The organism is Qipengyuania flavescens (assembly GCF_029688735.1).
GTDB lineage: Bacteria > Pseudomonadota > Alphaproteobacteria > Sphingomonadales > Sphingomonadaceae > Qipengyuania.
In genome coordinates, this window is record NZ_JARULD010000001.1 from 668,479 (window position 1) to 693,013 (window position 24,535).

Annotated in this window: 23 protein-coding genes; 15 read left to right on the forward strand and 8 right to left on the reverse strand. The window is 64.6% G+C overall.

Going from position 1 to position 24,535, the window contains the following annotated elements; translation table 11 throughout:
* Positions 1-13: 13 nt before the first annotated feature.
* The 5 genes from P8R33_RS03310 (at position 14) to P8R33_RS03330 (ending at position 5,618) form a co-directional block, all read left to right on the forward strand.
* Entirely contained in the window at positions 14-886 is an 873-nt protein-coding gene (locus P8R33_RS03310; RefSeq protein WP_278327561.1) for an MBL fold metallo-hydrolase, read from the forward strand.
* Entirely contained in the window at positions 871-1,569 is a 699-nt protein-coding gene (locus P8R33_RS03315) for a DUF4230 domain-containing protein (protein ID WP_278327562.1), read from the forward strand. The genes P8R33_RS03310 and P8R33_RS03315 overlap by 16 nt, the downstream gene beginning before the upstream one ends.
* 82 nt (positions 1,570-1,651) lie before the next feature.
* A complete protein-coding gene (locus P8R33_RS03320) occupies positions 1,652-2,428 on the forward strand; it encodes a hypothetical protein (protein ID WP_278327563.1) in 777 nt (258 codons plus the stop codon).
* A 66-nt stretch (positions 2,429-2,494) separates the two neighbouring features.
* Positions 2,495-3,481: a quinolinate synthase NadA gene (nadA, locus tag P8R33_RS03325; protein ID WP_278327564.1), complete on the forward strand. Its 987-nt coding sequence runs from the start codon at positions 2,495-2,497 to the stop codon at positions 3,479-3,481.
* Between the two features lie 19 nt (positions 3,482-3,500).
* Complete coding sequence (locus tag P8R33_RS03330; RefSeq protein ID WP_278327565.1) at positions 3,501-5,618, forward strand: prolyl oligopeptidase family serine peptidase; 2,118 nt, start codon at positions 3,501-3,503, stop codon at positions 5,616-5,618.
* A gap of 1 nt (position 5,619) precedes the next feature.
* Here the strand turns inward: P8R33_RS03330 and P8R33_RS03335 are convergent, their stop codons facing one another.
* Positions 5,620-6,444, reverse strand: coding sequence for a Brp/Blh family beta-carotene 15,15'-dioxygenase (locus P8R33_RS03335; protein WP_278327566.1), 825 nt, complete (start codon positions 6,442-6,444; stop codon positions 5,620-5,622).
* Complete coding sequence (locus tag P8R33_RS03340) at positions 6,444-7,310, reverse strand: bacteriorhodopsin (RefSeq protein ID WP_278327567.1); 867 nt, start codon at positions 7,308-7,310, stop codon at positions 6,444-6,446. The genes P8R33_RS03335 and P8R33_RS03340 overlap by 1 nt, the downstream gene beginning before the upstream one ends.
* A 179-nt stretch (positions 7,311-7,489) precedes the next feature.
* Between P8R33_RS03340 and P8R33_RS03345 the strand changes: the two genes are divergently transcribed.
* Complete coding sequence (locus P8R33_RS03345; protein WP_278327568.1) at positions 7,490-8,776, forward strand: DUF2254 family protein; 1,287 nt, start codon at positions 7,490-7,492, stop codon at positions 8,774-8,776.
* Positions 8,773-10,089, forward strand: a complete 1,317-nt coding sequence (locus P8R33_RS03350) for a DUF2254 domain-containing protein (RefSeq protein ID WP_278327569.1) — start codon at positions 8,773-8,775, stop codon at positions 10,087-10,089. Before P8R33_RS03345 ends, P8R33_RS03350 begins: the two co-directional genes overlap by 4 nt.
* Positions 10,090-10,093: 4 nt before the next feature.
* On the opposite strand, the gene P8R33_RS03355 is transcribed toward P8R33_RS03350, so the two are convergent.
* Positions 10,094-11,002, reverse strand: coding sequence for a DMT family transporter (locus tag P8R33_RS03355; RefSeq protein ID WP_278327570.1), 909 nt, complete (start codon positions 11,000-11,002; stop codon positions 10,094-10,096).
* Between the two features lie 54 nt (positions 11,003-11,056).
* On the opposite strand from P8R33_RS03355, the gene P8R33_RS03360 reads away from it, so the two are divergent.
* Entirely contained in the window at positions 11,057-12,163 is a 1,107-nt protein-coding gene (locus P8R33_RS03360) for an alkene reductase (protein ID WP_278327571.1), read from the forward strand.
* A 3-nt stretch (positions 12,164-12,166) separates the two neighbouring features.
* Here the strand turns inward: P8R33_RS03360 and P8R33_RS03365 are convergent, their stop codons facing one another.
* A complete protein-coding gene (locus tag P8R33_RS03365; protein WP_278327572.1) occupies positions 12,167-12,487 on the reverse strand; it encodes a hypothetical protein in 321 nt (106 codons plus the stop codon).
* Positions 12,484-13,155 carry a lipoyl(octanoyl) transferase LipB gene (lipB, locus tag P8R33_RS03370; protein ID WP_278327573.1) on the reverse strand — a complete coding sequence of 224 codons (672 nt, stop codon included), beginning with the start codon at positions 13,153-13,155 and terminating at the stop codon, positions 12,484-12,486. The genes P8R33_RS03365 and lipB overlap by 4 nt, the downstream gene beginning before the upstream one ends.
* Positions 13,156-13,197: 42 nt before the next feature.
* Between lipB and P8R33_RS03375 the strand changes: the two genes are divergently transcribed.
* On the forward strand, positions 13,198-14,040 hold the full coding sequence (locus P8R33_RS03375) for a glycerophosphoryl diester phosphodiesterase membrane domain-containing protein (RefSeq protein WP_278327574.1): 843 nt from the start codon (positions 13,198-13,200) through the stop codon (positions 14,038-14,040).
* A 7-nt stretch (positions 14,041-14,047) separates the two neighbouring features.
* Here the strand turns inward: P8R33_RS03375 and P8R33_RS03380 are convergent, their stop codons facing one another.
* Entirely contained in the window at positions 14,048-14,683 is a 636-nt protein-coding gene (locus tag P8R33_RS03380; RefSeq protein WP_278327575.1) for a class I SAM-dependent methyltransferase, read from the reverse strand.
* A 114-nt stretch (positions 14,684-14,797) separates the two neighbouring features.
* Between P8R33_RS03380 and P8R33_RS03385 the strand changes: the two genes are divergently transcribed.
* The gene (locus tag P8R33_RS03385) at positions 14,798-16,162 is read left to right on the forward strand and encodes an MFS transporter (RefSeq protein WP_278327576.1); all 1,365 of its coding nucleotides are present in this window, start codon (positions 14,798-14,800) and stop codon (positions 16,160-16,162) included.
* Between the two features lie 162 nt (positions 16,163-16,324).
* On the opposite strand, the gene arsC is transcribed toward P8R33_RS03385, so the two are convergent.
* Positions 16,325-16,669 (reverse strand): arsenate reductase (glutaredoxin), encoded by a 345-nt coding sequence (arsC, locus tag P8R33_RS03390; RefSeq protein ID WP_278327577.1) that lies wholly within the window; start codon positions 16,667-16,669, stop codon positions 16,325-16,327.
* 183 nt (positions 16,670-16,852) lie between these two features.
* Between arsC and P8R33_RS03395 the strand changes: the two genes are divergently transcribed.
* Positions 16,853-18,949, forward strand: a complete 2,097-nt coding sequence (locus P8R33_RS03395; protein WP_278327578.1) for a TonB-dependent receptor — start codon at positions 16,853-16,855, stop codon at positions 18,947-18,949.
* A gap of 221 nt (positions 18,950-19,170) precedes the next feature.
* Here P8R33_RS03395 and P8R33_RS03400 read toward each other — a convergent pair whose 3' ends face one another.
* Entirely contained in the window at positions 19,171-19,713 is a 543-nt protein-coding gene (locus P8R33_RS03400) for a (2Fe-2S)-binding protein (RefSeq protein ID WP_278327579.1), read from the reverse strand.
* A gap of 128 nt (positions 19,714-19,841) precedes the next feature.
* Between P8R33_RS03400 and P8R33_RS03405 the strand changes: the two genes are divergently transcribed.
* From P8R33_RS03405 to P8R33_RS03420, 4 genes are read left to right on the forward strand one after another with little or no spacing between them, the layout of a single operon-like run.
* Positions 19,842-21,209 carry an MATE family efflux transporter gene (locus P8R33_RS03405; RefSeq protein WP_278327580.1) on the forward strand — a complete coding sequence of 456 codons (1,368 nt, stop codon included), beginning with the start codon at positions 19,842-19,844 and terminating at the stop codon, positions 21,207-21,209.
* Between the two features lie 46 nt (positions 21,210-21,255).
* Positions 21,256-23,673 (forward strand): chemotaxis protein CheA, encoded by a 2,418-nt coding sequence (locus P8R33_RS03410; RefSeq protein WP_278327581.1) that lies wholly within the window; start codon positions 21,256-21,258, stop codon positions 23,671-23,673.
* Positions 23,670-24,104 (forward strand): chemotaxis protein CheW, encoded by a 435-nt coding sequence (locus P8R33_RS03415; RefSeq protein WP_278327582.1) that lies wholly within the window; start codon positions 23,670-23,672, stop codon positions 24,102-24,104. Before P8R33_RS03410 ends, P8R33_RS03415 begins: the two co-directional genes overlap by 4 nt.
* 56 nt (positions 24,105-24,160) lie before the next feature.
* The gene (locus P8R33_RS03420; protein ID WP_278327583.1) at positions 24,161-24,526 is read left to right on the forward strand and encodes a response regulator; all 366 of its coding nucleotides are present in this window, start codon (positions 24,161-24,163) and stop codon (positions 24,524-24,526) included.
* The last annotated feature ends 9 nt before the right edge of the window (positions 24,527-24,535 follow it).

The following is a 24,535-nucleotide window of genomic DNA, read 5'->3' on the forward strand; positions in this document are numbered from 1 at the left end:
CATATGCAAGGCCATGGCAGGCCCTCCCCCCAAACCCTGGCCCACCGGCGAAGCGATGCAGCTCGAACCGCTGGTGCGCCGCGTGCTCGCGCCCAATCCCTCACCCTATACCTATACCGGGACGCAGACCTACATCGTCGGCCTCGGCGATGGTTGCGCGGTGATCGACCCGGGCCCGGACGAGCAGGAGCACCTGCTCGCGCTCGACGCCGCGATCGGCGAGGAACATGTCTGCGCGATCATGTGCACGCATACGCACCGCGACCATTCGCCTGCTGCCGCGCCGCTCGCTAAACGAACCGGGGCGCCCATCGTCGGTTGCGCGCCGCTGGTGCTGGACGATAGCGGCCCGCGCGCCGATGCCGCTTTCGACCGCACTTACGAACCCGACCGGGTAATGGAGGATGGCGAACAGATGACCGGCCCCGGCTGGACGCTGACCGCCGTGGCCACACCTGGCCATGTCTCCAACCACCTCTGCTTCGCGCTGGAGGAAAGCGGTGCGTTGTTCACCGGCGACCACATCATGGGCTGGTCGACCAGCGTCGTGATCCCGCCCGACGGCGACATGGGCGATTACATGCTGAGCCTCGAGAAGCTCTACGGGCGCGAGGATACGGTGTTCTATCCCGCGCATGGCGAAGCGGTAGAGAAACCGCGCCAGCTGGTGCGCGGCATGATCGGGCATCGCCGCCAGCGCGAGAACCAGATCCTGCGCCTGCTTGGAGAAGGGCCGCTCGAGGCAAGCGAGTTCGTGCCGAAAATGTACAAGGGACTCGACCCGAAGCTGCACAAGGCAGCGGAAATGTCGGTGACCGCGCATCTGCTCGATCTGGAACGCCGCGGGCAGGTCGCACGTTCTGGCGAGCAATGGCGAACGATCTGAAAACCGATCTAAGAACCGACGAGCGTAGCTCGATCTCTCCCGGCCTGCGGCACGACACTCCGCTGGCCCGCGCGCAGGCTTTCCCGTGGATGATCGTGATCGTCCTCCTGGCGGCCAGCGCGTGGCTCGCATGGCGGGCTTTTTTCTATGAGGAGGAGGGCGATCCGGTCGGCAGTGCGATGCTCGCTTTCGAAAAGCAGAACTCGCTGACGGTGTTCTCTTCGCGTTTTGAGGTCGTGGCCGAAAGCGAGGATCGGCGCGGGATCATGGGCGTCGACGTGCTGACCAGTCGTCAGGCGGCCATCGTCCCGGCGAGCGTCGAATACCGGCTCGATCTGTCGGGCATGGACCGCGAGGACTTCCTCTGGAACGAGCGCACCGAAACGCTCGACGTGACACTGCCGCAATTGCGCATCTCGCGCCCGAACCTCGACGAGGCGCAGCAGAAGGTCTTCACCGAAGGCACCTGGGTGACGCGCGATGCCAGCACCGACTTAGCGCGCAACAACTCCGAGCAAGCCGAGCGCAAGGCTGTTGCTTTCGCCAAGAACCCCGAAGTGCTGGGCCTCGCCCGGCAGGCAGCCAAGGATGCGGTGCGCCAAAACCTCGCCATCCCGTTGCAGGTCGCAGGCTATGGCGATGTGACGGTGAACGTCCGCTTCGAAGGCGAAGACACGCCCTGAGTTGATTTTTCCGCGCGGCGCGGCATAACCCCTCTCAAACAGAACAGGTCGCTTGGCACATCCCGGGGGGAGATCGAGCACCATGGCGACAGCCGCAATCGAGACCGGCGCACAGGCGCGCGGCAATACCCGCTTCTTCACGATCATGGCGTTCGTCATGTCGTTCATCATCGTGGCGGGCTTCAGCCTCAATATCGCCATGGGCCGGTCGAGCTTCGCCGTGCCGCTGGCTTATCACATCCATGCGGTCGTCTTCATGGCGTGGATCGGCATCTACCTCGCCCAGCATATGACCGCATCGGCAGGCAATTGGCCGCTCCATGCGAAATTCGGCAAACTCGCATATCTCTGGGTGCCGCTGATGGTCGTGTTCGGCACCGTGGTCATGGTCGTCGTCGCACGGCGGACCGGCGGGCCGTTCTTCTTCCATGTCAGCGAGTTCCTGTGGAGCAACATCATGACGCTGTGGTGCTTCGGCGGCCTCGCGTGGTGGGCCCTGATGCGGCGGCGCTATACCGGCTGGCATCGCCGCCTGATGCTTTGCGCCATGGCGATCCTCACCGGGCCGGGCCTCGGCCGCCTGCTCCCGCTGCCGCTGATGATCCCAAATGCCTGGACCATCACCGTCATCGTGACGATGATCTTCCCGGTCATCGGCATGATCGCAGACAAGCGCACGCAGGGCCGCGTGCATCCCGCTTACTGGTGGGGCCTCGGGATATATGCAGGCGTCTTCCTGCTTTCGCTGGCGCTGGCCTACAGCCCCTTCGGCATAGGCCTGACCGAGCAGCTGATCGCCGGAACGCCCGGCGCCGAGCGCCCGATGGAGGCTTTCCTTCCGCCCGGCTTCACAATGTAGGAACGCCCTCGCCTTCCCGTCCGTTCGCTATATAAGCGCCCTCAAACGCAGCAGACGGGACCCTACATGACCGCCCAGACCGACCTTCCGACCGGCGAAGACCTGCTCGCCGCCATCGATCGCCTCCGCAAGGAGAAGAACGCGATCATCCTCGCGCATTACTATCAAACCGCCGATATCCAGGACATCGCGGACTTCGTCGGCGACAGCCTTGAGCTGAGCCGTAAAGCCGCCGAAACCGATGCTGACGTAATCGTGTTCTGCGGCGTGAAGTTCATGGCCGATACCGCCAAGATCCTCAGCCCGGAAAAGATCGTCGTCCTGCCCGACATGGACGCCGGCTGCAGCCTCGAAGACAGCTGCCCGCCCGAAAAATTCAAGGCCTTCCGGGAAAAGCACCCCGATCATATCGCGCTGACCTACATCAACTGCTCGACCGAGGTGAAGGCATTGAGTGACGTGATCGTCACCAGCTCCAGCGCGGAGACGATCATCAGCCAAATCCCGGAAGACCAGAAGATCATCTTCGGCCCGGACCGGCACCTCGGCAGCTACATGAGCCGCAAGTTCGGCCGCGAAATGCTGCTCTGGCCGGGCGTGTGTATCGTGCACGAGGCCTTCAGCGAGACCGAACTGCTCAAGCTGAAAGGCCAGCACCCCGATGCGCCGGTCGTCGCGCACCCCGAATGCCCGCCGACGATCATCGACCACGCGGATTACGTCGGCTCGACAAGCGGCATCCTGCAATATGCCAAGACTTTCGAAGGCGACACGCTGATCGTCGCGACCGAACCGCACATCATCCACCAGATGGAAAAGGCGCTGCCGGAAAAGACCTTCATCGGCGCGCCGGGTGCCGACGGCAACTGCAGCTGCAACATCTGCCCCTACATGGCCCTGAACACCATGGAGAAGATGTACGCCTGCCTGCGCGACCTCGAACCGCGCATCGAGATCGAGGAAGGCCTGCGCCTGAAAGCCAAGCAGAGCCTCGACAGGATGCTCGAAATGGCCAGCGGCACGATCGGCAAGGGCGATCTGGGCAGGGTCTGAGTTTACGGAGAATACTTACATGATCGCACGTCTGGCGCTCGCTACCGCGCTCGTTTTTGCATCGTCTGCCGCGCTGGCGCAGGAAACCGATGCCGATGATCCCTACATCTGGCTGGAAGAAATCCAGGGCGAGAAGGCGCTGGAGCAGGTGCGCGAGTGGAATGCGGATACGGAAGCGGTCCTCACCGCGACGCCCGAATATCCGGTCGCGCGGGCATGGGCGAAGCAGATCCTCGACGACGATCGCCAGATAGCCATGCCCGATGCGATCCAGGGCAACATGGTCACCAATCTGTGGCGCGATGCGGACAATCCGCGTGGGCTGTGGCGCATCGCCAGCCTCGAAAGCTACATGGCAGGCGCGCCCGAGTGGCGCACGCTGATCGATGTCGACCAGCTCGGCCGCGACGAAGGCGAAAGCTGGGTCTGGCACGGCGCAAACTGCCTCGCGCCCGAATACGAGCGCTGCCTGATTTCGCTGAGCCCCGGCGGCACCGATGCCGATGTGGTGCGCGAATTCGATGTCACCACCGGCACGTTCGTCGACGGCGGCTTCACCCTGCCCGAGGCAAAATCGAACGTCGCATGGTTCGACAAGGACACGCTGTTCGTCGGCACCGACGAGGGTGAAGGCTCGCTGACCGACTCCGGCTATCCGCGTCTCGTGAAATTGTGGGAGCGCGGGACCGACTTCACCTCCGCCCGCCAGATTGCCGAGGGCGAGCAGACGGACGTCAGCATCTCCGGCTTTTCCGTGCTCGACGGCGATACGCGGTGGCGCTTCATCCAGCGCGGGCCGAGTTTCTGGACGGCGAACTATTCGCTCGTGCGCGAGGACGGCAGCACCGTTCCGCTGCCGCTACCCGAAGATGCCGAATTCGAAGCGGTGCTCGACGGCCATGTCATCGCCAAGCTCAATTCACCGCTCACGACCCGCAATCGGGAGGCCGAGGCCGGTTGGCTGGTGGCCTGGCCGCTGCAAGACGTGCTCGACGGCAAGCCGGCCGAGCCTTTCGTCGTGTTTTCGCCCAGCGAAACGCAGGCGGTCGAAGAGGTTGCGACCTCGGAGAATACCCTGTCGGTCAAGGTGCTCGACGATGTGTCGGGCAAGCTGATCGAGGTCCGCCCGGGCTATCCCGGCTGGTTCAACCGTGAAATGGACCTGCCCGACAACAGCACGATCCAGATCGCGAACACGACGGGCACGGGCGATACGGTGTTCGTGACGATCGAAAGCATGCTCACCCCGCCGACTTTATGGGCGGTGCCGGGGGACGGCGCGGCGAAGCGGATCGCTTCCGTGCCCGCACAATTTGATGCGAGCCGCTTTACCGTGGAACAGCGCTTCGCCACTTCGAAGGACGGGACGCGGGTCCCCTACTACCTCGCGCGGCCCAAAGGCGCGGAAGGCCCGCTGCCGACGTTGATCCACGCCTATGGCGGCTTTCGCGCAGCGCAGACGCCGAAGTATCTTACCGCCGAGCCCTATCGCAGCGGGCCGCTATCGCTCTTCTGGCTCGAAAGCGGCAATGCCTATGTGCTCGCCAATATTCGTGGCGGCGGGGAATACGGCCCGCGCTGGCACGAGGACGCGCTGCGCGACAAGCGGCAGAACAGCTTCGACGATTTCCATGCCGTCGCCGACGATCTCGTGGCGCAGCGCCTCGCCACGCCCGGCAAGATCGCCGCGTCTGGCCGCTCGAACGGCGGCGTGCTGGTAGGCGCGGTCGCCAACCAGCGGCCCGACCTCTATGGCGCGATTATCTCCGGCAGTCCGCTGATCGACATGCGGCGTTACAACAAGCTGCTCGCGGGCGCATCCTGGATGGCTGAATACGGCAATCCCGATGTGCCGGAGGACTGGGCCTTCATGCGCGACTGGTCGCCATACCAGAACATGCAGCCCGATCCCGATTATCCGGCAGTGTTCTACTATCTCTCGACGCTCGACGACCGGGTCCACCCCGGCCATGCGCGCAAGGCCGCCGCCAAGCTCGAAGCCTTCGGCCAGCCGTTCTACTATCGCGAGGCGATCGAGGGCGGGCATTCGGTCGGCGCGGACCGCGAGGAAGATGCGAAGCGAGCAGCCATGCTGCTCGCCTTCCTCAATCGCGAAATCGGCGACGAAGCGGAGTAGTCTAGCGCTCCAGCCGCTCGGTCAGCATATGCGGCGTCGCCATCCCGAAGGCGAGCGCTACGGCAAGTTCGAGCGCGAGCCAGCCGCACCATACCGCCAGCGCGATTGCCGCTGCGGCCAGCGTGGCAAAGGCGGTGGGCAACGCGATTGCCTTGAGAACCTGTGACGCGCCGTATCGCGCGACTTGGCGCTGCTGCACCGGGAGGGCATGCATGCCGAGAAAGATCAAGCCCACGGCGAGGACCGGGTGGAACAAGAGGCAGGCCAACGCAGCAAGCCCCGCGGACGTTGCGCCTGCGTGGTGCAGTGCCATCGAGGTCGCAGCAGCAAGCAAAGCCGCACCTCCCACTACGGCGAGAAGCAGCATGAGCAGCGCCGGCGGCGTTTGGCCGAGTGCAGCAGTGAAGACGGTCCCGGTCGCCTCTAACCTGAGCAGCGCGCTACCCCCCACCGCAAGTCCGGCGATCGCCAGCCGTGGCAGCAGGTCCATCCCGCTATCGCTGCGGGCGAAATGCCATGCGGAAAAAGCGAGGAAGATCGACAGGCCGAGTACCGGCCAGGCGAGATAAAGCGAGGCGATCGCGAGACCGGTCACCACATAAGCGGCGACCAGCACCCCCGAAAAGGCGCGCAGTTCGCCGTCGTTCTCGTCACCAGCGCCATGGCCCAGACCGAGAACGAACAGGCCGATTCCCACGGCCAGCGCCACGGCCGATCCGGCCAGCTGGGCGAGGCCACCGACGGCGAAAAGCACGATAAAAACATAGGGGGCCCCGGCACCGAGCCGGGACCCCCTGTTCGATCCGGAGATCGGGCGTGACGCCATCAGTCGCCGCGGATCGAGGCTGCCGTCGAACCGGCAGGCGTCGTCGAAAGCGCCTCGGCCGAGGGCAGATACCCCTCCAGCGCGCTGCGTCGCAGGACATAGCGCGACAGGATCACGCCGTAGATCAGCTTCGACGAGATGTCGGCGATGCTGAAGAGCAGCTGGCGTACCACAACTACGTCGCCGGTGAAGCCGAGCTGCGGCAGCGCGTAAGCGATCGGGTAGAGGCCCCAGGTCGCAAGGAAGAACCACCAGATGTTCTTCGGCCAAGCTTTGAGTTCTGCCGGGCTGTTGGCGATGCCTGCGGTGATAACACCGCGCACCTCGATAATCAGCCAGACGAAGAAAACGGTCGAGATGACACCCCAGATGTTAAGCCGCGACCAGTCGCCTGTCTCGCCGAACTGGCCGTAGAGGCCGGTCCAGATCATCAGCAGGGCCGGGATCGCCATGCGAAACGCGCGCTTGTGCAGATCGGGCCGGGCCAATGCGAAGGCGATGGGCAGCTGGGTCAACAGCAGCGGGACCGTGATCGTCCAGTTGCCGTAGCGATAGGCATTGGTGAAGGTCTCGCCTTCCGTCACCGGCTGGTACATGCCGCCGACGAATTCGTAGGTTTCCTGCCAGGTGGTGAATTCGCGCAGCAGGCTGAGCCCCGCGCTGGCCATGACGACTGCCGAAATGATCGGCACCACGCGATAACGCGGCGCGAGCTGCATCGACGCCATCAGGAAGTAGAGAATGAAGGCGAAATGCGCGCCATAGCTGACCATCAGGATCAGCGATCCCGAAGTGTACTGCCCGGCGGTGAGAGTAACCAGATTTTCGATATTGCCAACAACGTTGGCATCGACAGGAGCAATCATAAGCAGTCCTTTCTCGACTGCGTCCACCGTCCGTTCCACCCTCGGCGACGCTTATTAGCCGCCATTCGATGAAGCGAACGGACGTGGCAACGAAATGGAAGGCCGCACGTTAGGTTCCCGATCCGCCGTCTATTCTCGGTGGTGTCTTGGGGTGTAGAAATTTGGTTCGACCAACTCGCATGACCGGCTTGCCGGGGTGGATCGCCCACCGCCTGTTCGCGAATTACTGGTTGCTGGCGGTATGCGCCGTGGTCGGCGCCATTCCGGTGGCCCTCGGCATTCTGTGGCTCGACCGGGAAGGCGGCACGGCATGGCTGTTGGCGCGCGACCTTGCGACGGTCGAGACCTCCGATACGGCCAAGGATTTCGTCGGCGTTGCGGCTGGCATCAACGCCGCTTTCATCACGCTCTACTTCTCCATCACACTCATCGTGCTGAGCCTTGCGGCCGGCAATCTGGGCGTGCGCCTGATCGACCGCTGGGTAGAGCGTCCCCTCGTCCGAGTGAGCATTGCCGGGCTTTCATTCTGCCTCATCGTCTCGCTCGTCGCGATGCTGTCGATCGATGCGGAGGCACCGCTGGAGGATACGCCGTTGCTGCTGGTGGGCACGGTACTGTTCCTCCAGGCCGTGAATGTCGCAATGCTCGCGGTGTCGCTGCACGACCTTGCTCGCACGATGTTCGTCGACACTTCGATCGACAGGCTGGCGAACGATTGCGAGGACCGCAGCCTGTCCCTCACGGGCGTCGAACCTGTCGACGACGATCTAGCACATAGCTGCCACGCACCGCGCGAAGGCTATGTGGAGGACGTGGATATCCAGAGCTTTTGCAAGGCGTTCTCCGGCTCGCAGAAACGAGTCATCGTTCATGTCGCGCCGGGACAGCATGTCATGAAGGGCGAGCAGCTCATCAGCTCGGAAGCCGAGCTCGACGGCCACGATATCAATCGCCTTATCCCGATCGGAGCCTATCGGTCGGACAACCAGGGCGTAGTCTTCCGCATCCGGCTGATCGTCGAGATCGCCGCACGCGCGCTGTCGCCGGCGATCAACGATTTTTACACGGCCTTAGCCTGCGCCGACAAGCTGGCCGCGGTCATCGAAAGCCAGACCAGTACGTTTGTATCCGATGACCACGTGCCCAGTCTGGAGGGCGAGAAATGGCTGATCCTCATCGGTCATGATTTCCGCGGCCTGTTCGTCGATCCTCTCAACGCCTTCCGGCAGGCTGCATGCCAGTATCCGTCGGTCAGTATCCGGATGATCGACAATTACGCCAGAATTGCCGAGCGGAGTGAGGCGAACGGTGCAAGCGAAGGCCTGGTCGACATGCTTCGCCAGCTGGCGCTAGACCTCAGTGACCATGCCGTCGCCGTTGCGCAGTTCGACAAAGACCGCCACGACATTCGCGAGGCTTTCGCGAAAGGTTTTGCGAAGCAGACCGGCACAGAAGGGCACGAATGACTGCAGAGATCCGCTTTTTCTGGTCGCGACTGAACGCCAATTACTGGTTCTATCCGGCGCTGTTTTCCATTCTCGCCGCGATCCTCGCCTTCGCGATGGTCACGATCGACCGGCTGGGTTTTGCCGAATTCCTGAACGATATAAGCTGGATCATCCCGGCGCGTCCCGATGGCGCCTCCACCATGTTGAGCGTGATGGCGGGCAGCATGATCGGCGTCGCCTCGACCGTCTTTTCCATCACCATCGCCGCCGTCGCCTATGCCAGCGGCAATTACGGCCCGCGCCTGCTGACCAATTTCATGGAAGATCGCGGCAACCAGCTGAGCCTCGCGACCTTCATCGGCAGCTTCGTCTATGCGCTGATCGTGCTGCGCGCGGTGCGGGGCGAGGACGAAACAGCAGCCTCGATCGAAACGGCCGGGGCCACCGCCCTGCCCGGCTTCACACCGCAACTGTCGCTGCTGGTCGCCTATGTCTTGATGGCATTGTGCGTCGCGGTGCTCGTTTTCTTTCTCAACCACATCCCGTCCAGCATTCGCATCAACAAGGTGCTGAAGGGAATCGGGGAGCGGCTGCTGGAAACCATCAAGGATACCTATCCGGTCGAAGACGAGTTTACCGATCCCGTCGAACCCAAGGGCGGCGAACCGCTGGAGGCTTGGAAAACCGGCTATGTACAGATGATCGATTTCTCCGACCTCGCGGCCATCGGGAAAGACTCAGGCTGCACCTTCTCGTTGAAGGTCCGCACCGGCGACTTCGTGCATCCCAAGATGGTGTTGGTAGAAATCGACGGCTGCGACCCGGACAAGGTCGAGGACCGTGTCCGCGAAAGCTTCACGATCGGCGCTACGCGCACGCCGGAGCAGGATCCGCAGTTCCTGATCGACGAGCTCGTCGAGATCGGCTTGCGCGCGCTGTCGCCCGGTATCAACGATCCGTTCACCGCCATCACCGCGCTCCACTGGCTCGGCGCGGCAACTGCCGAAATCGGGCGGCGGGACCTGCGCAAGCATATCTGCGGCGACGATGAGGATGGTTGCCCCGTCATCCCCCTGCCCGACGATTTCGCGCACTACGTAAAGCGCGGCTTCGGCGCGATCCGCAGTGGCGTGGCGACGTCCCCGCTGGCGGCGGAAGTCATGCTGGACACGCTTGCCCATGCTGCAGTGCCGATCGGCGACGAGCGCCGCCAGGCCTTGCTCAAACAGGAGGCTGAACGGCTTGCGGCACAGGCGCGGCTGGCGCTCGTGGGCCCGGACCTCGAACGGTTCGAGACTCACGTGACCGAGTTCAACAAGACCTTCTGGTAAGCGGCTAGTGCACCTGCCCGACCTTCGCGGGCGTTTTCGCGAGCACCAGCGCGGCGCCGACGAGTGCCATGCCGAGTATATCCAGCGGCACGAGCAGTTCGCCAAACGCGAGCCAGCCGACCAGCCCTGCCAGCGCCGGCTGGGTCAGCAGGGCCATGCCGATGATGAGCGGCGGGAAATGGCGAAGCGAAAACACCAGCAGCCCCTGCCCGACGATCTGGCTGGAAAAGGCCAACAGCAGGACCGGCATCCAGCCCGCCGGTCCCGGCAGGATCGGTTCGCCTGCCAGCACAGCCATGCCCAGCAGTAGCGGGGATGCGGCAAGGCCGACCAGCACGAGCACCAGCCACGGGTTCAGCGTCGCACGCGCCCTCTGTGCGGGAAGCAGGTAGAAAGCGTAGAAAATACCGGCGGCGAGACAGAACAGATCGCCGACGAAAGTCGCGGTCGATATCTCGAGACTCCGCCCGAGCAGGATCGTGGCACCCGCCAGGGCAGCAAGCACCCCCGCCCCTTCGCGCCCCGAAGGCGCGCGGCGCGTTGCTACCAGCCCCCACACCATCAGGATCACGCTGCCCGAATTGCCGAACAGTGTCGCATTGGCGAGCCGCGTCTGCTCTATGCCGATATGCCAGCTGGCGAGATCGATGGCGAAGAATGCGCCCGCCACCAGGCACAGCGCGGCAATGCGCCATTCCAGCGGAGCCTTCCCGCGAGCGCGCCATGCGAGCAGGGCCATCAGCGGAAGCGCCAGCACGAGCCGCCAGAATGCAGCGGAAACCGGTCCGGTATCGGCCAGCCGCACCAGCCAGGGCCCCAGGGCCAGCGCGGCATTGCCCGCGATCAGCGCGGCAAAGTGCCATGCGCCGGGCTGATAGCCATTCTTGTCCGCCGTGACGGTTGCGCGCTCCATGCCCGCGACCTAGCTCAATGCCCATCACGCGCCAGCAAAAAAGGAATTGGCCGCATGCACGAAACACTCTTCCAGCCGCTGACCATGGGTAGCCTGAAGGCGAAGAACCGCATCTTCATGGCCCCGCTCACCCGCGGGCGCTCCACCCAGCCCGGATCGGTCCCCAACGAAATGATGGCGACCTATTACCGCCAGCGCGGGGGCGCGGGGCTGATCATCTCCGAAGCGACCGGCATCAGCGTGGAAGGCCTCGGCTGGCCGGCCGCGCCCGGTATCTGGAGCGATGAGCAGGTCGAAGGCTGGAAACTGGTGACCGATGCGGTCCATGCCGAAGGCGGGCTGATCGTGCTGCAGATGTGGCACATGGGCCGCCTCGTCCACCCGCTGTTCCTGGGCGGCAATCCGCCGGTCTCCGCCAGCGCGACCACCGCGCCGGGCCATGCGCATACGTTCGAAGGCCGCAAGGATTACGAGCAGGCGCGCGAAGCTACGACCGACGACATCAAGCGCATCGTCGAGGATTATCGCCACGCTGCGGAGAACGCGAAGAAGGCGGGCTTCGACGGCGTTCAGCTGCACGGCGCGAATGGCTATCTAGTCGACCAGTTCCTGCGCGACAGCACCAATCTGCGCGAAGACGAATACGGCGGCAGTGCAGAAAACCGCGCGCGTTTCCTGAAGGAAGTGCTGACCGCGCTGGTCGATGTGTGGGGCGCGGATCGTGTGGGCGTGCGGCTGTCGCCCAATGGCGAGACGCAAGGCTGCGACGACAGCGATCCGGCGACGACCTTCGGCGAAGCGGCCAAGGTCTGCGAAGCGCTGGGCCTTGCCTTCGTCGAACTGCGCGAACCGGGACCGGAAGGGACCTTCGGGTCGACCGATGTGCCGAAGCAGAGCCCGCTCATCCGCCAGCTCTATACCGGACCGCTGGTACTCAACAGCGACTATTCGCCCGAAGAGGCAGTGGCCGATATCGATGCCGGACGCGCCGACGCGGTCAGCTGGGGCCGCGATTTCATCTCCAACCCCGACCTGCCCGAACGCTTCAGCATCGGGGGCGAGATCGCACCGAACGTCGATGTGCCGCGCAGCTGGTACGGCCAGGGCCCGGAAGGCTATGTCGATTATCCGACACTGGCCGGGGCCGAAGCGGCAGAATAACGCCTATTCTTCGGCGGGTTCCGCTTCGGACTCTTCAGGCGCGGCGGGAGCTTCGGCTTCCGCCGCGCTTTCGCTAGCGGCGTCGGATGTCGAATCCTGCGAGCCACCAGCGCTTGAACCATCGCCACTGTCCGGACCCGGGTTCTGCGGCGCGGATTGCGATTGCAGCTGGTCGAGCGGGATCATGTCGTCGCTGATCGTGCCGCCCAGCACCTCGCCGCGCGCACCGCGCTCATCGCCTTCAGCCGGAGCTTCGGCGGCATCGTCGCCACATGCGGCCAGCCCGAGCGCGCACGCCAGGACAAGCGGAAAACCTCGGGTCATGGGAGCGCGCAATCCTTTCCATCCAGCGTGGCGAGAAAATCGCCTAGCCGCGCGTGCAATGCCGCATCGAAGGCCTCCGGCGCAAGCTCGATCCCTAGCCTTTTCAAGCTGGTGACGCCGAACTCGTCGATTCCGCACGGCACGATACCGGTGAAATGCGTGAGGTCGGGCGCGAGATTGACCGAGAAGCCGTGCATCGTCACCCAGCGCCGCACACGGACGCCGATCGCACCGATCTTCGCCTCGCGCCCGTCGATATCGCGCGTCCAGATGCCGATGCGGCCCTCCGCGCGCCAGCTCTCGACGCCGACATCTGCCAGCGTCGCGATCACCCAGCCTTCCAGCGAGTGGACGAAGCAGCGCACATCGCGCCCGCGCTCTTTCAGGTTGAGCAGGACATAGCCGATCCGCTGGCCCGGCCCGTGATAGGTATAGCGCCCGCCACGTCCCGCCTCGACCACTTCGAAGCGCGGATCAAGCAGTTCGGCCCCGTCGGCGCTGGTACCCGCAGTATAGACCGGCGGGTGTTCGAGCAGCCAGACCAGCTCGCTCGCCTCGCCTTCGCCGATGGCGCGATTGCGCGTGTCCATCGCTGCGAGCGCATCGCGATAGGCGGTTTGGCCGCTTTCGGCACGCCATTCGACGGTTTTGGGGGGCTGCTGGCACATCGGCGATTGCGTGGCGACTGCCGACGCGCTTATCAAGAGGCGATGACAAGGGATCGCACGAAATTCGACCTCGACACCGCATGGCGCGATGCCGTGCGCCTCGCCCGTGAAAACTCGGGGCTGCTCTTCGCGATCTCGGGCATCTTCGTATTCCTGCCCTATGCGATCGCGATGCTGTTGCTGCCCGCCGTGGCGGAGCGGCCCGACCTGCCCGATGGGGCCAGCTTCGAGATGGCGATGCAGGCGATGAATGCGTTCTACGCCAAGACGTGGTGGGTCTTCGCGATTATTGCGGTGGTGACCACTATCGGCCAGCTATCGATGCTGGCCCTGATCGGCCGCCGCGCGAGCCCGACGGTCAGCGAGGCGATCGGCATCGGCGGCAAGGCAATCCTGCCGGCCTGGCTGGCGCTCATCCTGCAATCGCTCGCGATCAATTTCATCGTGCTGCTGATCGTTTCGCTCGCAAGCCTGACCGGCTTGGGCGCATTGGCCTTCGTTGCGACGCTGTTCGCTTTCGGCCTTGCCCTTTACCTGTTCACCCGGCTCTCGCTCGTCCTGCCGCTCGTCGCGGTCGATGGTGAGAAGAACCCGATCCGCGCGCTGACCGGATCGTGGGCGATGACGAAGGGACAGGGCGGGCGCTTGCTCGCCTTCTACCTGCTGCTTGCCGTCGGTGCGTTCGTCGCGCTGCTCGTGGCGCTGCTGGTGGTCGGACTGGTGCTGTCCATCGGCGGACCAACGGTGGCGGAGATCGGCAATTCCATTGCTACGGCGGCGGCAGTGACAGCCGTGGTCGTGCTGGCCACCAGCGTGCTCGCCGCAGTGCATCGCCAGTTCCGGCGGCTGGAGCGCTCGGGACCGAGTGTGCCGCCGACCGCCTGAGCGCTGGTCAGCCCTTCGGCTCTTTCCAGCCCCAGAACAGCTGGCAGGGCAGCACGTTCAGCGGTTCGAACCCGCTCTCGATCCGCTCGAAATGCCTGGCCATGTAATCGCGGGCCTTGGCGGAAAACTGGTAGACCAGGAAGGCCCCGCCGGGCCGGATGATGCGATAGGTCGCCTCGGCGATTGCCGGTCCCACGCCCTCCGGCAGGGTCGAGAACGGCAGACCGGACAGCACGTAATCGGCGTGGTCCGCGCCGTGCGCCTGCACGATCTCCTCGACATCGGCAGCCGAGCCGTGGACAGCGTGGAAGCGGCTGTCGCGGAAATGCTTCTTGAGATAGTCGATATAGAGCGGGTTGGTATCGATCACGATCAGCATGCCATCGCGCGGCAGTCGGTCCAGCACCGGCTGGCAGAAGGTGCCGACGCCGGGCCCGTATTCGACGAAGACCTTGCATTCCTCCCATTTCACCGGGGCGAGCATCTTGGCGATGGTAAAGCGCGAGGAGGGGATGATCGAGCCGACCATCTTCGGTTCTTCGAGGAATCCGCGGAAGAACACGCCGAACTGACCGAAGAAGCGCGCAGCCTTGCGGCGGAGCGACGGGCGGTGGATTGCGCCTACACTGTTATCGGACGACAATTGACTTCCTTAGCGACCTCGAAAACACATCTTCGGCTCTGGCAGCGCAGCAATGGCATTGCAAGCGCATGTCCCGTTGCAAGCTAGCGAGACTGGGCCTAGCGCAGCACATTCATGGCCGATGTCGATCCCGCCAAATCCGCAGCGCCCGCCAAGCCCGCCTTGCCGCGGGCCATCTCGCGCGAGCGGATGACGCTGCTGTTTACCGTCATGCTGGTGACGGCGGCGGGCAATACGGCGATGCAATCGGTCATGCCCTCAATCGGCACGGCGCTGCAGATCGACGACGTGTGGATCAGCCTCGCCTACAGCTGGTCGGCGCTGCTGTGGGTCATCTGCGCGCCGTTCTGGGCCGAACGCTCCGACCGGCGCGGGCGCAAGGCGATGATGGCGCTGGGGCTGACCGGCTTCATCGCCAGCTTCTCGCTCTGCGGCGCAATGCTGTGGCTCGGTCTATCGGGCTATCTCACGGCCTTCTGGGCGCTCCTGCTGTTCGCGGTCGCGCGGAGTCTCTACGGCGGCTTCGGCAGCGCCGCCCCGCCCGCGGTGCAGGCCTATGTCGCCGCGCGCACTCCGCGATCCGAGCGCACGCAGGCGCTTTCGCTGATTGCCTCCAGCTTCGGCCTCGGCACGGTGATCGGCCCGGCGCTTGCTCCGCTGATGGTGCTGCCCTTCGTGGGGCTGACCGGCCCGTTCCTGATCTTTTCGGTCATCGGCATCCTGGCACTGGTTGCTCTGCGCCTGCGGCTGCCGAACGACACGCCGCAATTCCCCGCGCGCGGCAAGGCCTATGACGCACCCTATTCGGGCAGCCCGACATCGGAAGTTTCCGGCAGCGACGACGATGACGAGGACGAGGACGAAGAGGCCGTCGAACCGCACAAGCTGCGCTGGTTCGAAACACGGCTGCGGCCCTGGGTCGTAGCGGGCCTGCTCGGCGGGCATGCGCAGGCAATGGTGCTCGGAATCTCCGGCTTCCTCGTGCTCGACCGCCTCGGCCTTCGGGACACGCCCGCAGAGGGCGCCGGTCCTGTCGGGCTGGTGCTGATGGCCGGAGCGATCGCGACCTTGCTCGCGCAATGGGGACTGATCCCGCGCTTCGATCTCGGCCCTCGCGCCGCTACGCTCTCCGGCATTGCAGTGGCCGCTTTCGGGGTCGCCTTCCTCGGCGTGGCGGACGATCTCCATTCGATCGCACTTGCCTACGCCATCGCCTCGCTCGGCTTCGGCCTGTTCCGCCCGGGCACCACCGCGGGCACATCGCTCGCCGTGACCCGCTCCGAGCAAGGGCAGGCCTCCGGCGTGACCGCCTCGGTCGCGGGCGCGAGCTTCATCTATGCGCCTGCGCTAGGCGTCTGGCTCTACGGCCATTCCGACTGGCTCGGCTTCGGCCTCATCGTGGCGCTATGCGCCATCGTCTTCGCCTACGGCTGGGTCAGCCTCCAGCGCGACAGTGCGCTGACCAAAGACCGGAATTAGGTTTGTTTGGGTGCGCCTTCGACATCCGTCGAAGGCTTGCTGTTCCATCCCGCACCCCCTCCCGACCACCCAATCAGTATATTGCCGTGGGTGGTCGGGAGGGGGTGCGGGATGGAACAGCAAGGGTCGGACGGATGTCCGGCCCGCACCGAACAAATACTTCTACAAAATTTCCAGCACGGTATCCTGCGGCCTGCACAGGCGCGCGCCCTTGTCGGTTTCAACCAGCGGACGTTCGATCAGGATCGGGTCGGCGACCATCGCGTCGAGGATCGTGTCGTCGTCGGCATCGGGCAGGCCGCGCTCCGCCGCGTCGGTCCCTCGCATCCGCAAGCCCTGTGCCGGAGAAATTCCCGCATCGCGATAAAGTTGCGCCAGCTTGTCCTTCGTCGGCGGGTCCTTGAGATATTCGACCACGGTCACGTCGACCTTGGACAAGTTTTCCAGAATCGCGAGCGTCTTGCGCGACGTGCCGCATTTCGGGTTGTGCCAGATCGTCGCCTTCATCTCTAACCTCTCCTGCTCGAGCGTTTGCGCGGTCCGCTTAAGCGACTGTTGCGATCAGTGAAAGCGGCGCTTGCGATTTTTTCATCGGCAGAAAGCGCTTTTGCGGTTGCGAATGCGAATTGTTCTCAATAGCAGGGCCTCCATCAGATTGAGAATCATTCGCAAGAATAGAAAGCCTACTTTATGAGGATCGTTTCCACCCGCGCTGCCCTGCTTCTTGGCAGCGCGATCGCATTCGCCGCTACTCCCGCCCTCGCCGACGAGCAGCCCGAGCGCGACTACCTTCCGAGCGACATCGTAGTCACCGGCGACGCCGACGGCTACGGCACCGACGACGGGCTGACGGCCACCAAGACCCCCACCCCGCTGATCGATGTGCCGCAGGCAGTCACCGCGATCACCCGCGACCAGCTGGACGACCAGAACGCCACCTCGCTCAACGAAGCGCTGCGCTTCGTGCCCGGCGTCAGCCTCGAAACCGGCGAAGGCCACCGCGATGAGGTGTTCATCCGCGGCCAGGAAACCACCGCCGACTTCTTCATCGACGGTTTGCGCGACGACGCGCAGTATTATCGCCCGCTCTACAATGTGGAGCGCGTCGAGGTGCTCAAGGGCGCCAATGCGCTGATCTTCGGTCGCGGAGCCGGCGGTGGCGCGATCAACCGCGTCAGCAAGAAAGCCGAAATTGGCGACCTGCGCCTAGCCGGGGCCGCCAGCGTCGACACGCATGGTGCGTTCAGCCTCGCCTCCGACATCGGCCTGCCCGCAGGCGACGCGCTAGCCCTGCGCCTCAACGCGACCTACGAGGAATTCGACAACCACCGCGATGTCTATGAAGGCCGCTTCATTGGCGTCAGCCCGACGGCGACCGTAGGCCTCGGCCCGTCGACCGAACTGGTCCTCAGCTACACCTATGACGACGACCAGCGCGTCGTCGATCGCGGCGTGCCGGCCTTCCAGGGCCGTCCGCTGACCGACAATGACGAGACCTTCTTCGGCGATCCCGACTACAATTACAGCGACGTCGAAGCGCATATCGCCCGCGCGCGGATCGATCACGATTTCGACGGCGGCCTGAGCGCCAACGCCACCGTGCAATATGCGCATTACGACAAGTTCTATTCGAACATCGTGCCCTCGGGCGCGTCGGACACCGATGGCGACGGGATCGCGGATACTGTCAGCCTCGGCGGCTACGAGAGCGGGACCGTGCGCGAGAACCTGATCGGTCAGGCCAATCTCGTCTGGGAAGGCAACACCGGCAACATCGGCCACACGCTTCTGGTGGGCGCGGAATTCTCGCGCCAGGACACCGATGCCGATCGCGATCGGGCGATCTTCGGTACGCCGACCGATGTTCCGCTGGCCGACACGATCTTCGTGCCGCCCTTCACGCTCGAATTCCAGCGCGCCTCGACCTCCGAGCTGTCGACGCTATCGTTCTATATCCAGGACCAGATCGACTTGGCCGACTGGCTGCAGGTCATCGTCGGCGCACGCTATGACGAGTTCGATCTCGAGAGCTACGACATCGGCAACGACTTCTTCGGCTCGCGCAAGGACGACAAGATCAGCCCGCGCCTGGGCGTGATCGTGAAGCCGCAAGACAGCCTGTCGATCTACGCCAGCTATTCGGAAAGCTTCCTCCCCGCATCGGGCGACCAGTTCACCGTGCTGAGCGATACCAGCATCAACCTCGAACCCGAAAGCTTCGAGACCTGGGAAGCGGGCGTAAAATACGCCCCGCGCGCCGATCTGCTGGTGACCGCGGCTGTCTTCCGCCTCGACCGCAAGGACACCGCCTTCACCGATCCGGTGCAGAATGTGGTGCTGCAGACGGGCGAAACGCGCGTGCAGGGCTTCGAGGCCAGCCTTGCCGGATCGCTGACCGACCAGTTGCATGTGAATGTCGGCTACACCTATCTCGACGGCGAGATCCGTTCGGCGACCAATTCGGGCGGGATCGGGACCGAGCTGCAGCAGCTGCCGGAACACCAGATCGGTGCCTGGGGCCGCTACGACTTTACCGACAAGCTCGGTGCAGGCCTCGGCCTGGTCCACCAGTCGAGCCAGTTCGCCAGCTTCAGCAACGACGTCGTCCTGCCGGCCTATACCCGCGTCGATGCGGCGGTGTTCTACACGCTGAACGAACGGGTGAGCTTGCAGCTCAATGTCGAGAACCTGCTCGACGAGGAGTATTATCCGAGCGCGCATGGCGACAACAACATCCAGCCGAGCAAGCCACTGACCGCCAAGCTGGGCGTTCGCTTCGAGCTCTGACGCCAGCGCCGATACCGGCTTTCCTACAGGAGCGGCGGCGGGCTAGGCTCGCTGCCGCTCTTTGTCATGGTCGGTCGAAGCAGGGTGGCGATGCCCCCCGGGGGGGTATGCCCCGGTGTATCATCAGCACTCTGGTATGATAATTTAAGTAATTCAGTGGCTTGTCGCGACCTTCGCCGGGCGACAGGGTGTCGCCTTTGTCGCCTATCTGTCGCCTAGTATCAGTCCTGCGGCGCGCTGATGGCGGGCACATCGCGGGCCGCGTCCTCGGTGCTGATGCCCGGCACCGGCGCGGCGCTGATCCGCTCCTGCCGCCGGGCGACGCGTCCTGCCCGCTCGATGGCGCGGACGAGCCGCGGATAGACGCCGCAGCGGCACAGGTTCGGGATCGCCGCCTTGATCTCCGCCTCGGATGGCGACCCGCTCTTTTCCAGCAAGGCGCTCGCCGCCATGACGATGCCGGGCGTGCAGAAGCCGCACTGGATCGCCTGCTCGGCCACCAGCGCCTGCTGCACCGGATGCGTGCGGTCGCGGCTCAGCCCCTCGATCGTGGTGATGAAGCGCCCTTCCGCCTCGCCGATGGTGATCAGGCAGGATCGCAGCGCCTCGCCATCGACATGCACCATGCAGGCCCCGCAATCGCCCTCGCCGCAGCCGTATTTGGTGCCGGTGAGGTTGGCCGCATCGCGCAGCGCCCAGAGAAGCGGCGTGTCGGGATCCATGCGGAACCGCACTGGCCTGCCGTTGACGGTCATGCTGGTCATGGATGCGCGCTTTGCCTTGCGGGTGAACTGGACGGCCGCGTTATCGCACGGTCGGTTGCAGGCGGGCAAGCGGCGCGGCGCATTTCTCCGCTAGGCAATGCGGGCCCCGCCCGCTAGGCGCACCGGCGATGAGCGAGACGGCCAAACTCACCACCGGGAGCATCCGCGGCCACCTCGTCAGCCAGACTGCGCCGATGATCATCGGGGTCGCCGCGATCATGTCGGTCGGCCTGATCGATGCCTATTTCATCGGGCAATTGGGCGCGCAGGAATTGGCCGCAGTCGCCTTCATCTTTCCGATCACCATCGCGCTCTCCAGCCTCGGCGTAGGCGTCATGGTCGGGATCAATTCGGTCATTGCCCGCGCGCTCGGTGAAGGGGACCGCGACCGGGCCGAACGGCGCGCAAACTTCGGCGCGATCTTCGCGCTGGCGATCGGCGTGGTCATGGGCCTTCTGCTGTTCGCCCTGCTCGATCCGCTGTTCCAGCTGATGCAGGCATCGGAGAGCCTGCTGCCGCTGATCCGCGAATATATGCAGCCCTATGCGCTGGGCCTGCCGGTGCTGCTTTTGCAGATGGGCCTGAACGGCGTGCTGCGGGGCCAGGGCGAAGCGCGCAAGACCAGCTATGTCTCGGTGACCTATTCGGCGGCGAACTGGGTACTCGATCCGATCCTCATCACCGGGGCCTTCGGTTTCGGCGGGTTCGGGATCGCGGGCGCAGCCTATGCCACGATCGCGGGCTTTTTTATTGCCATCTTAGTCGCGCTTTACCTTATCAGGGGCGCGCAACTGCCAATCAACCCGGCCACCATCCGCCGCTGCAATGTCGGCGAATCGAGCAAGGCGATCCTCTCGGTGGCGGGCCCTGCGGCGTTTTCCAATGCGATCAACCCCATCGGCCTTTCCGTTCTTACCGCGCTGCTTGCAAGCCAGGGCGAGGCGGCCGTGGCGGGCTTCGGAGCTGCCGGGCGCTTGCAGAGCTTCGCCACGGTCCCGCTGCTGGCGCTGTCCGGCTCCATCGGCGCAATCGTCGGCCAGAACTGGGGCGCGAACCGCCCCGATCGCTCGCGGAGGGCGATGTGGTGGTCGGCGCTGTTCTGCCTGGTCTACGGCCTCGCCACCGCAGTGCTGCTGTTCTTCACCGGCGACTGGTTCGCGCGCTTCTTCACCGACGATCCGGCGGTGGTGGAGGAGTTTTCCCGCTACCTCGCTATCGCGGTGTGGGGTTATGCCGGCTTCGGCCTGCTCATCGTCGCCAATGGCGCGCTCAACGCCGTCGACCGCGCGGGCGTGGCTCTGGCACAGAGTGCGGCGCGTGTCTTCCTGGTGATGCTCCCCTTCGGTTGGCTGCTACGCGGAAGCTGGGGGTCGGAAGCGATCTATGCCGCCGAACTCGCCGCCAATATCGCCGGGGGCGCGCTGGCGACTTACCTAGTCTGGCAGGTGCTGCGCGACCGGTCGGAATCGAGCGGCGTTCCTCAAACCAATCGTTAACCATCTTGCTGCATAGCTGGCCTCCGATCGGATCAGGGGCAGTTTAATGGATGATCTTCTGGCGGACTTCGTCGCCGAAACACGGGAAATGCTGGAAGCCAGCGGCGGGGAGATCGTCGCCTGGGAAGCGGACCCGTCCGACCGCGCGCGGCTCGATACGATTTTCCGCTTCGTCCACACCGTAAAGGGCAATTGCGGCTTCTTCGATTTTCCGCGGCTCGAGAAACTGAGCCACGCTGCCGAAGACGCGCTGTCCGAATGCCGCGCCGGACGCCGCGAGGCCGACAGCGCGCTGGTTTCCGCCGTGCTCGCCATCATCGACCGCATCAGCGAGATGACCGACGCCATCGAAGCCGGCGAGGAATTCCCCGAAGGCGGCGACGACAAATTGATTGCCGCGCTCCAGGGCAGCGACGATATCGTCGTCGCCAGCGCCGTGATGTCGGAAGCCGAACCGGCGAACGACCAGCATGTTGGCGAAGCCGACGGTGACGCAGGCTCCGACAACGAGAGCTCCGCGCCCAAACCCGCACGCGCCCAGGCCGTACAGCGCTCCATCCGCCTGCCCGTCGACCTGCTCGACGAGGTGATGAAGGGCGTGTCCGACATGGTGCTTGCGCGCAACGACCTGTCGCGCCGCCTGCGAGAGGCCGGGGAACAACCGACCATCGACGGACCCTTCGATCGCCTCTCGACCATCCTCGCCGACGTTCGCGCGGCGATTACCCGCATGCGGATGCAGCGGCTGGAGCACCTCTTCAGTTCGCTCCCCCGCCTTGTCCGCGACCTGTCGAACGAACTCGGCAAGCAGGTCATGGTCGATTTCGAGGGCGGGGAGGTCGAACTCGATCGCGAGATGATCGAAATGGTCCGCGATCCGCTGACCCACATCATTCGCAACGCCATCGATCACGGCATCGAAGGACCCGGGGAGCGACTGAAAAACGGCAAGCGCGAGATCGGCCTGCTCCGCTTCGCCGCGCGCCAGGCCGGCAACCAGATCAGCCTCGTGGTCTCTGACGATGGCCGGGGGATCGACACCGGCCGTCTCGCAGACAAGGCCGTCGCCGCCGGACTCTATTCGCAGAGCGAAGTCGACCGCATGTCCGATCGGCGCAAGCATCTGCTTATCTTCGAACCGGGCCTGTCGACTGCCAACGAAGTCAGCTCGGTCTCCGGGCGCGGTGTCGGCATGGACGTCGTGCGCGCCAATATCGAGCGCGTCGGTGGCTCCATCGATGTCGTCAGCAAGCCCGGCGAAGGCGCGAGCTTCCATCTCAAGCTGCCGCTGACTCTCAGCATCATCGCCGCCCTTACCGTCGGCGCCGGCAGCCAGCGCTATGCGATCCCGCGCAGCTATGTCGAAGAGATCGTCTTCGGCAGCAGCAGCAACGTCGAATTCGCCACTGCCGGCGACCGCCGCCTTGTCACCTTCCGTGACAAGCGCGTCCCCTGCCTCGCGCTGGGCGACATTCTCGGTATCGACGAGATCGACGATGCGGAATGGGACAGCAAGACGCTGGTCCTCATCCGGCTCGCCAGCGACGATGTTTTCGCCCTCGCCGTCGACCGCGTGTTCGACCACGAGGACGTAGTGGTCAAACCGATTGCCCCGGCAGTGATGGAAACCCGCCTCTATGCGGGGACCACCCTGCTCGACGATGGCCGCCCGATGATGCTGCTCGATTTGCCGAGCATCGCGACCAACCGCCTGCACATGGGCGAGGGCCGCTCGACCGAGGTTGTCGAAGAAGAGGTCGTCGAAACGGGCCGCAAGGCCGTGCCGATCATGCTCTTTGCCGGGCTCGACGATCGTAAGCGCGCCGTACGGCTCGACATGGTTCGTCGGATCGATACCGTGTCGCGCGAGGCGATAGATATCGAGGGCCAGCGGGCGCAGGCCGTCATCGACGGATCGGTATTCACGCTGCTCGGTCTCGAATTCGGCGAGCTTCCGGAAGACCGGTGTCGCCTGCTGCGCCTGACCGATGGCGAGAGCGAAGTCGTCTATGCGGTCAACGAAGTGCTCGATGCGGCCGACATGGATGGCGAGATCATTCCCTCGCAGTATGATCCCCTGATCGAGGGCGTGACCCTCATCGGCGACTCGCTGGTGCCGGTGCTCGACGGGCACGCGCTCTTCGCCCGCCAGCGCGTCCAGCGCCGGACGGACGAGGTGCTGTCGTGCCGCATTCCCGGCGATAGCGACTGGGCCAGAACGATCCTGGAACCGCTGGTCGAGGCGGCCGGATACCGCATCGCTGCCGATGACGGCGAAGATGCCGATGTCGAAATCCAGCTGGCCGAAATCGCTCAGCCCGAACAATCCGCCAGCGCCCGCAGCGTCATCCGCCTGACCCAGGATCCGGACACTGCCGGAGCCGATGGCGGTACCATCTACCGCTACGACCGCGACGGCCTGCTGGCCGCGCTGAAACAGGCCCGCCTCGGGAGGACCGCATGACCGATTTGCTGCTCCAGTGCCTCGTCGCCGGCCGCCACGCGGCCATCCCGGCGAGCGATGTCCAATCCGTGATCGAGATCGAGGAGATCACGCCGATCCCGGGAACGCCGGACTTCATTCTCGGCCTCACGGCCCTGCGTAGTCAGGCGTTGACGGTGATCGACTGCTCGCTGGCCCTGGGCCTCGCAAAGACGGTTGCGGAAGACGACCAGCGCGCGGCGGTGGTCGAGGTCGAAGGGCATCTCTACGCGCTGCTCGTCGATGCCGCCTATGATGTCGGCGAAGCGCTCAGTCAGCCGGTGGCCGTGCCCGGCGGTTTTGGCGCCGGATGGCAACGCGCCGCCCGCGGCATGGTCGAGACCGAGAGCGGCCCCACCCTGCTGATCGACACGTCCTCGCTCATCGCCGGCCCGATGGCAGAGGCGGCTTAAGCGAATAGTTACCCCTCGGGCGGTATAAGGGCCCGAAACACACGAGGTCCAACGACATGAAAACCTGCCTGATCGTCGATGATTCGCGCGTCATCCGCAAGGTATCGCGCCATATTCTCGAAACCCTCGATTTCGAGGTCGAGGAAGCCGAGAACGGCAAGGAAGGTCTCGATCGCTGCATGGAATCGATGCCGGACGTGGTCCTGCTCGACTGGAACATGCCGGTAATGACCGGCATCGAATTCATTACCCAGCTGCGCCAGCGCGATGGTGGCGACAAACCGAAGGTCGTCTTCTGCACCACCGAAAACGACGTGGCGCATATTCGCGAAGCGATCAGCGCAGGCGCCGACGAATATGTGATGAAGCCGTTCGACCACGAGACCCTGCAGATCAAGCTCCAGCTTGTCGGCATGGCCTGAGGAGGCGTC

Bases quoted from the DNA above. Each gene is read 5' to 3' on its own strand.
- P8R33_RS03400 (WP_278327579.1), bottom strand. From the start codon at position 19,713: ATGACCAGCATGACCGTCAACGGCAGGCCAGTGCGGTTCCGCATGGAT.
- P8R33_RS03310 (WP_278327561.1), top strand. From the start codon at position 14: ATGGCAGGCCCTCCCCCCAAACCCTGGCCCACCGGCGAAGCGATGCAG.
- P8R33_RS03395 (WP_278327578.1), top strand. From the start codon at position 16,853: ATGAGGATCGTTTCCACCCGCGCTGCCCTGCTTCTTGGCAGCGCGATC.
- P8R33_RS03340 (WP_278327567.1), bottom strand. From the start codon at position 7,310: ATGATTGCTCCTGTCGATGCCAACGTTGTTGGCAATATCGAAAATCTG.
- arsC (WP_278327577.1), bottom strand. From the start codon at position 16,669: ATGAAGGCGACGATCTGGCACAACCCGAAATGCGGCACGTCGCGCAAG.
- P8R33_RS03345 (WP_278327568.1), top strand. From the start codon at position 7,490: ATGACCGGCTTGCCGGGGTGGATCGCCCACCGCCTGTTCGCGAATTAC.
- P8R33_RS03410 (WP_278327581.1), top strand. From the start codon at position 21,256: ATGGATGATCTTCTGGCGGACTTCGTCGCCGAAACACGGGAAATGCTG.
- P8R33_RS03415 (WP_278327582.1), top strand. From the start codon at position 23,670: ATGACCGATTTGCTGCTCCAGTGCCTCGTCGCCGGCCGCCACGCGGCC.
- P8R33_RS03350 (WP_278327569.1), top strand. From the start codon at position 8,773: ATGACTGCAGAGATCCGCTTTTTCTGGTCGCGACTGAACGCCAATTAC.
- P8R33_RS03405 (WP_278327580.1), top strand. From the start codon at position 19,842: ATGAGCGAGACGGCCAAACTCACCACCGGGAGCATCCGCGGCCACCTC.
- P8R33_RS03315 (WP_278327562.1), top strand. From the start codon at position 871: ATGGCGAACGATCTGAAAACCGATCTAAGAACCGACGAGCGTAGCTCG.
- P8R33_RS03355 (WP_278327570.1), bottom strand. From the start codon at position 11,002: ATGGAGCGCGCAACCGTCACGGCGGACAAGAATGGCTATCAGCCCGGC.
- P8R33_RS03360 (WP_278327571.1), top strand. From the start codon at position 11,057: ATGCACGAAACACTCTTCCAGCCGCTGACCATGGGTAGCCTGAAGGCG.
- P8R33_RS03335 (WP_278327566.1), bottom strand. From the start codon at position 6,444: ATGGCGTCACGCCCGATCTCCGGATCGAACAGGGGGTCCCGGCTCGGT.
- P8R33_RS03320 (WP_278327563.1), top strand. From the start codon at position 1,652: ATGGCGACAGCCGCAATCGAGACCGGCGCACAGGCGCGCGGCAATACC.
- P8R33_RS03385 (WP_278327576.1), top strand. From the start codon at position 14,798: ATGGCCGATGTCGATCCCGCCAAATCCGCAGCGCCCGCCAAGCCCGCC.
- P8R33_RS03420 (WP_278327583.1), top strand. From the start codon at position 24,161: ATGAAAACCTGCCTGATCGTCGATGATTCGCGCGTCATCCGCAAGGTA.
- nadA (WP_278327564.1), top strand. From the start codon at position 2,495: ATGACCGCCCAGACCGACCTTCCGACCGGCGAAGACCTGCTCGCCGCC.
- P8R33_RS03330 (WP_278327565.1), top strand. From the start codon at position 3,501: ATGATCGCACGTCTGGCGCTCGCTACCGCGCTCGTTTTTGCATCGTCT.
- P8R33_RS03375 (WP_278327574.1), top strand. From the start codon at position 13,198: ATGACAAGGGATCGCACGAAATTCGACCTCGACACCGCATGGCGCGAT.
- P8R33_RS03365 (WP_278327572.1), bottom strand. From the start codon at position 12,487: ATGACCCGAGGTTTTCCGCTTGTCCTGGCGTGCGCGCTCGGGCTGGCC.
- lipB (WP_278327573.1), bottom strand. From the start codon at position 13,155: ATGTGCCAGCAGCCCCCCAAAACCGTCGAATGGCGTGCCGAAAGCGGC.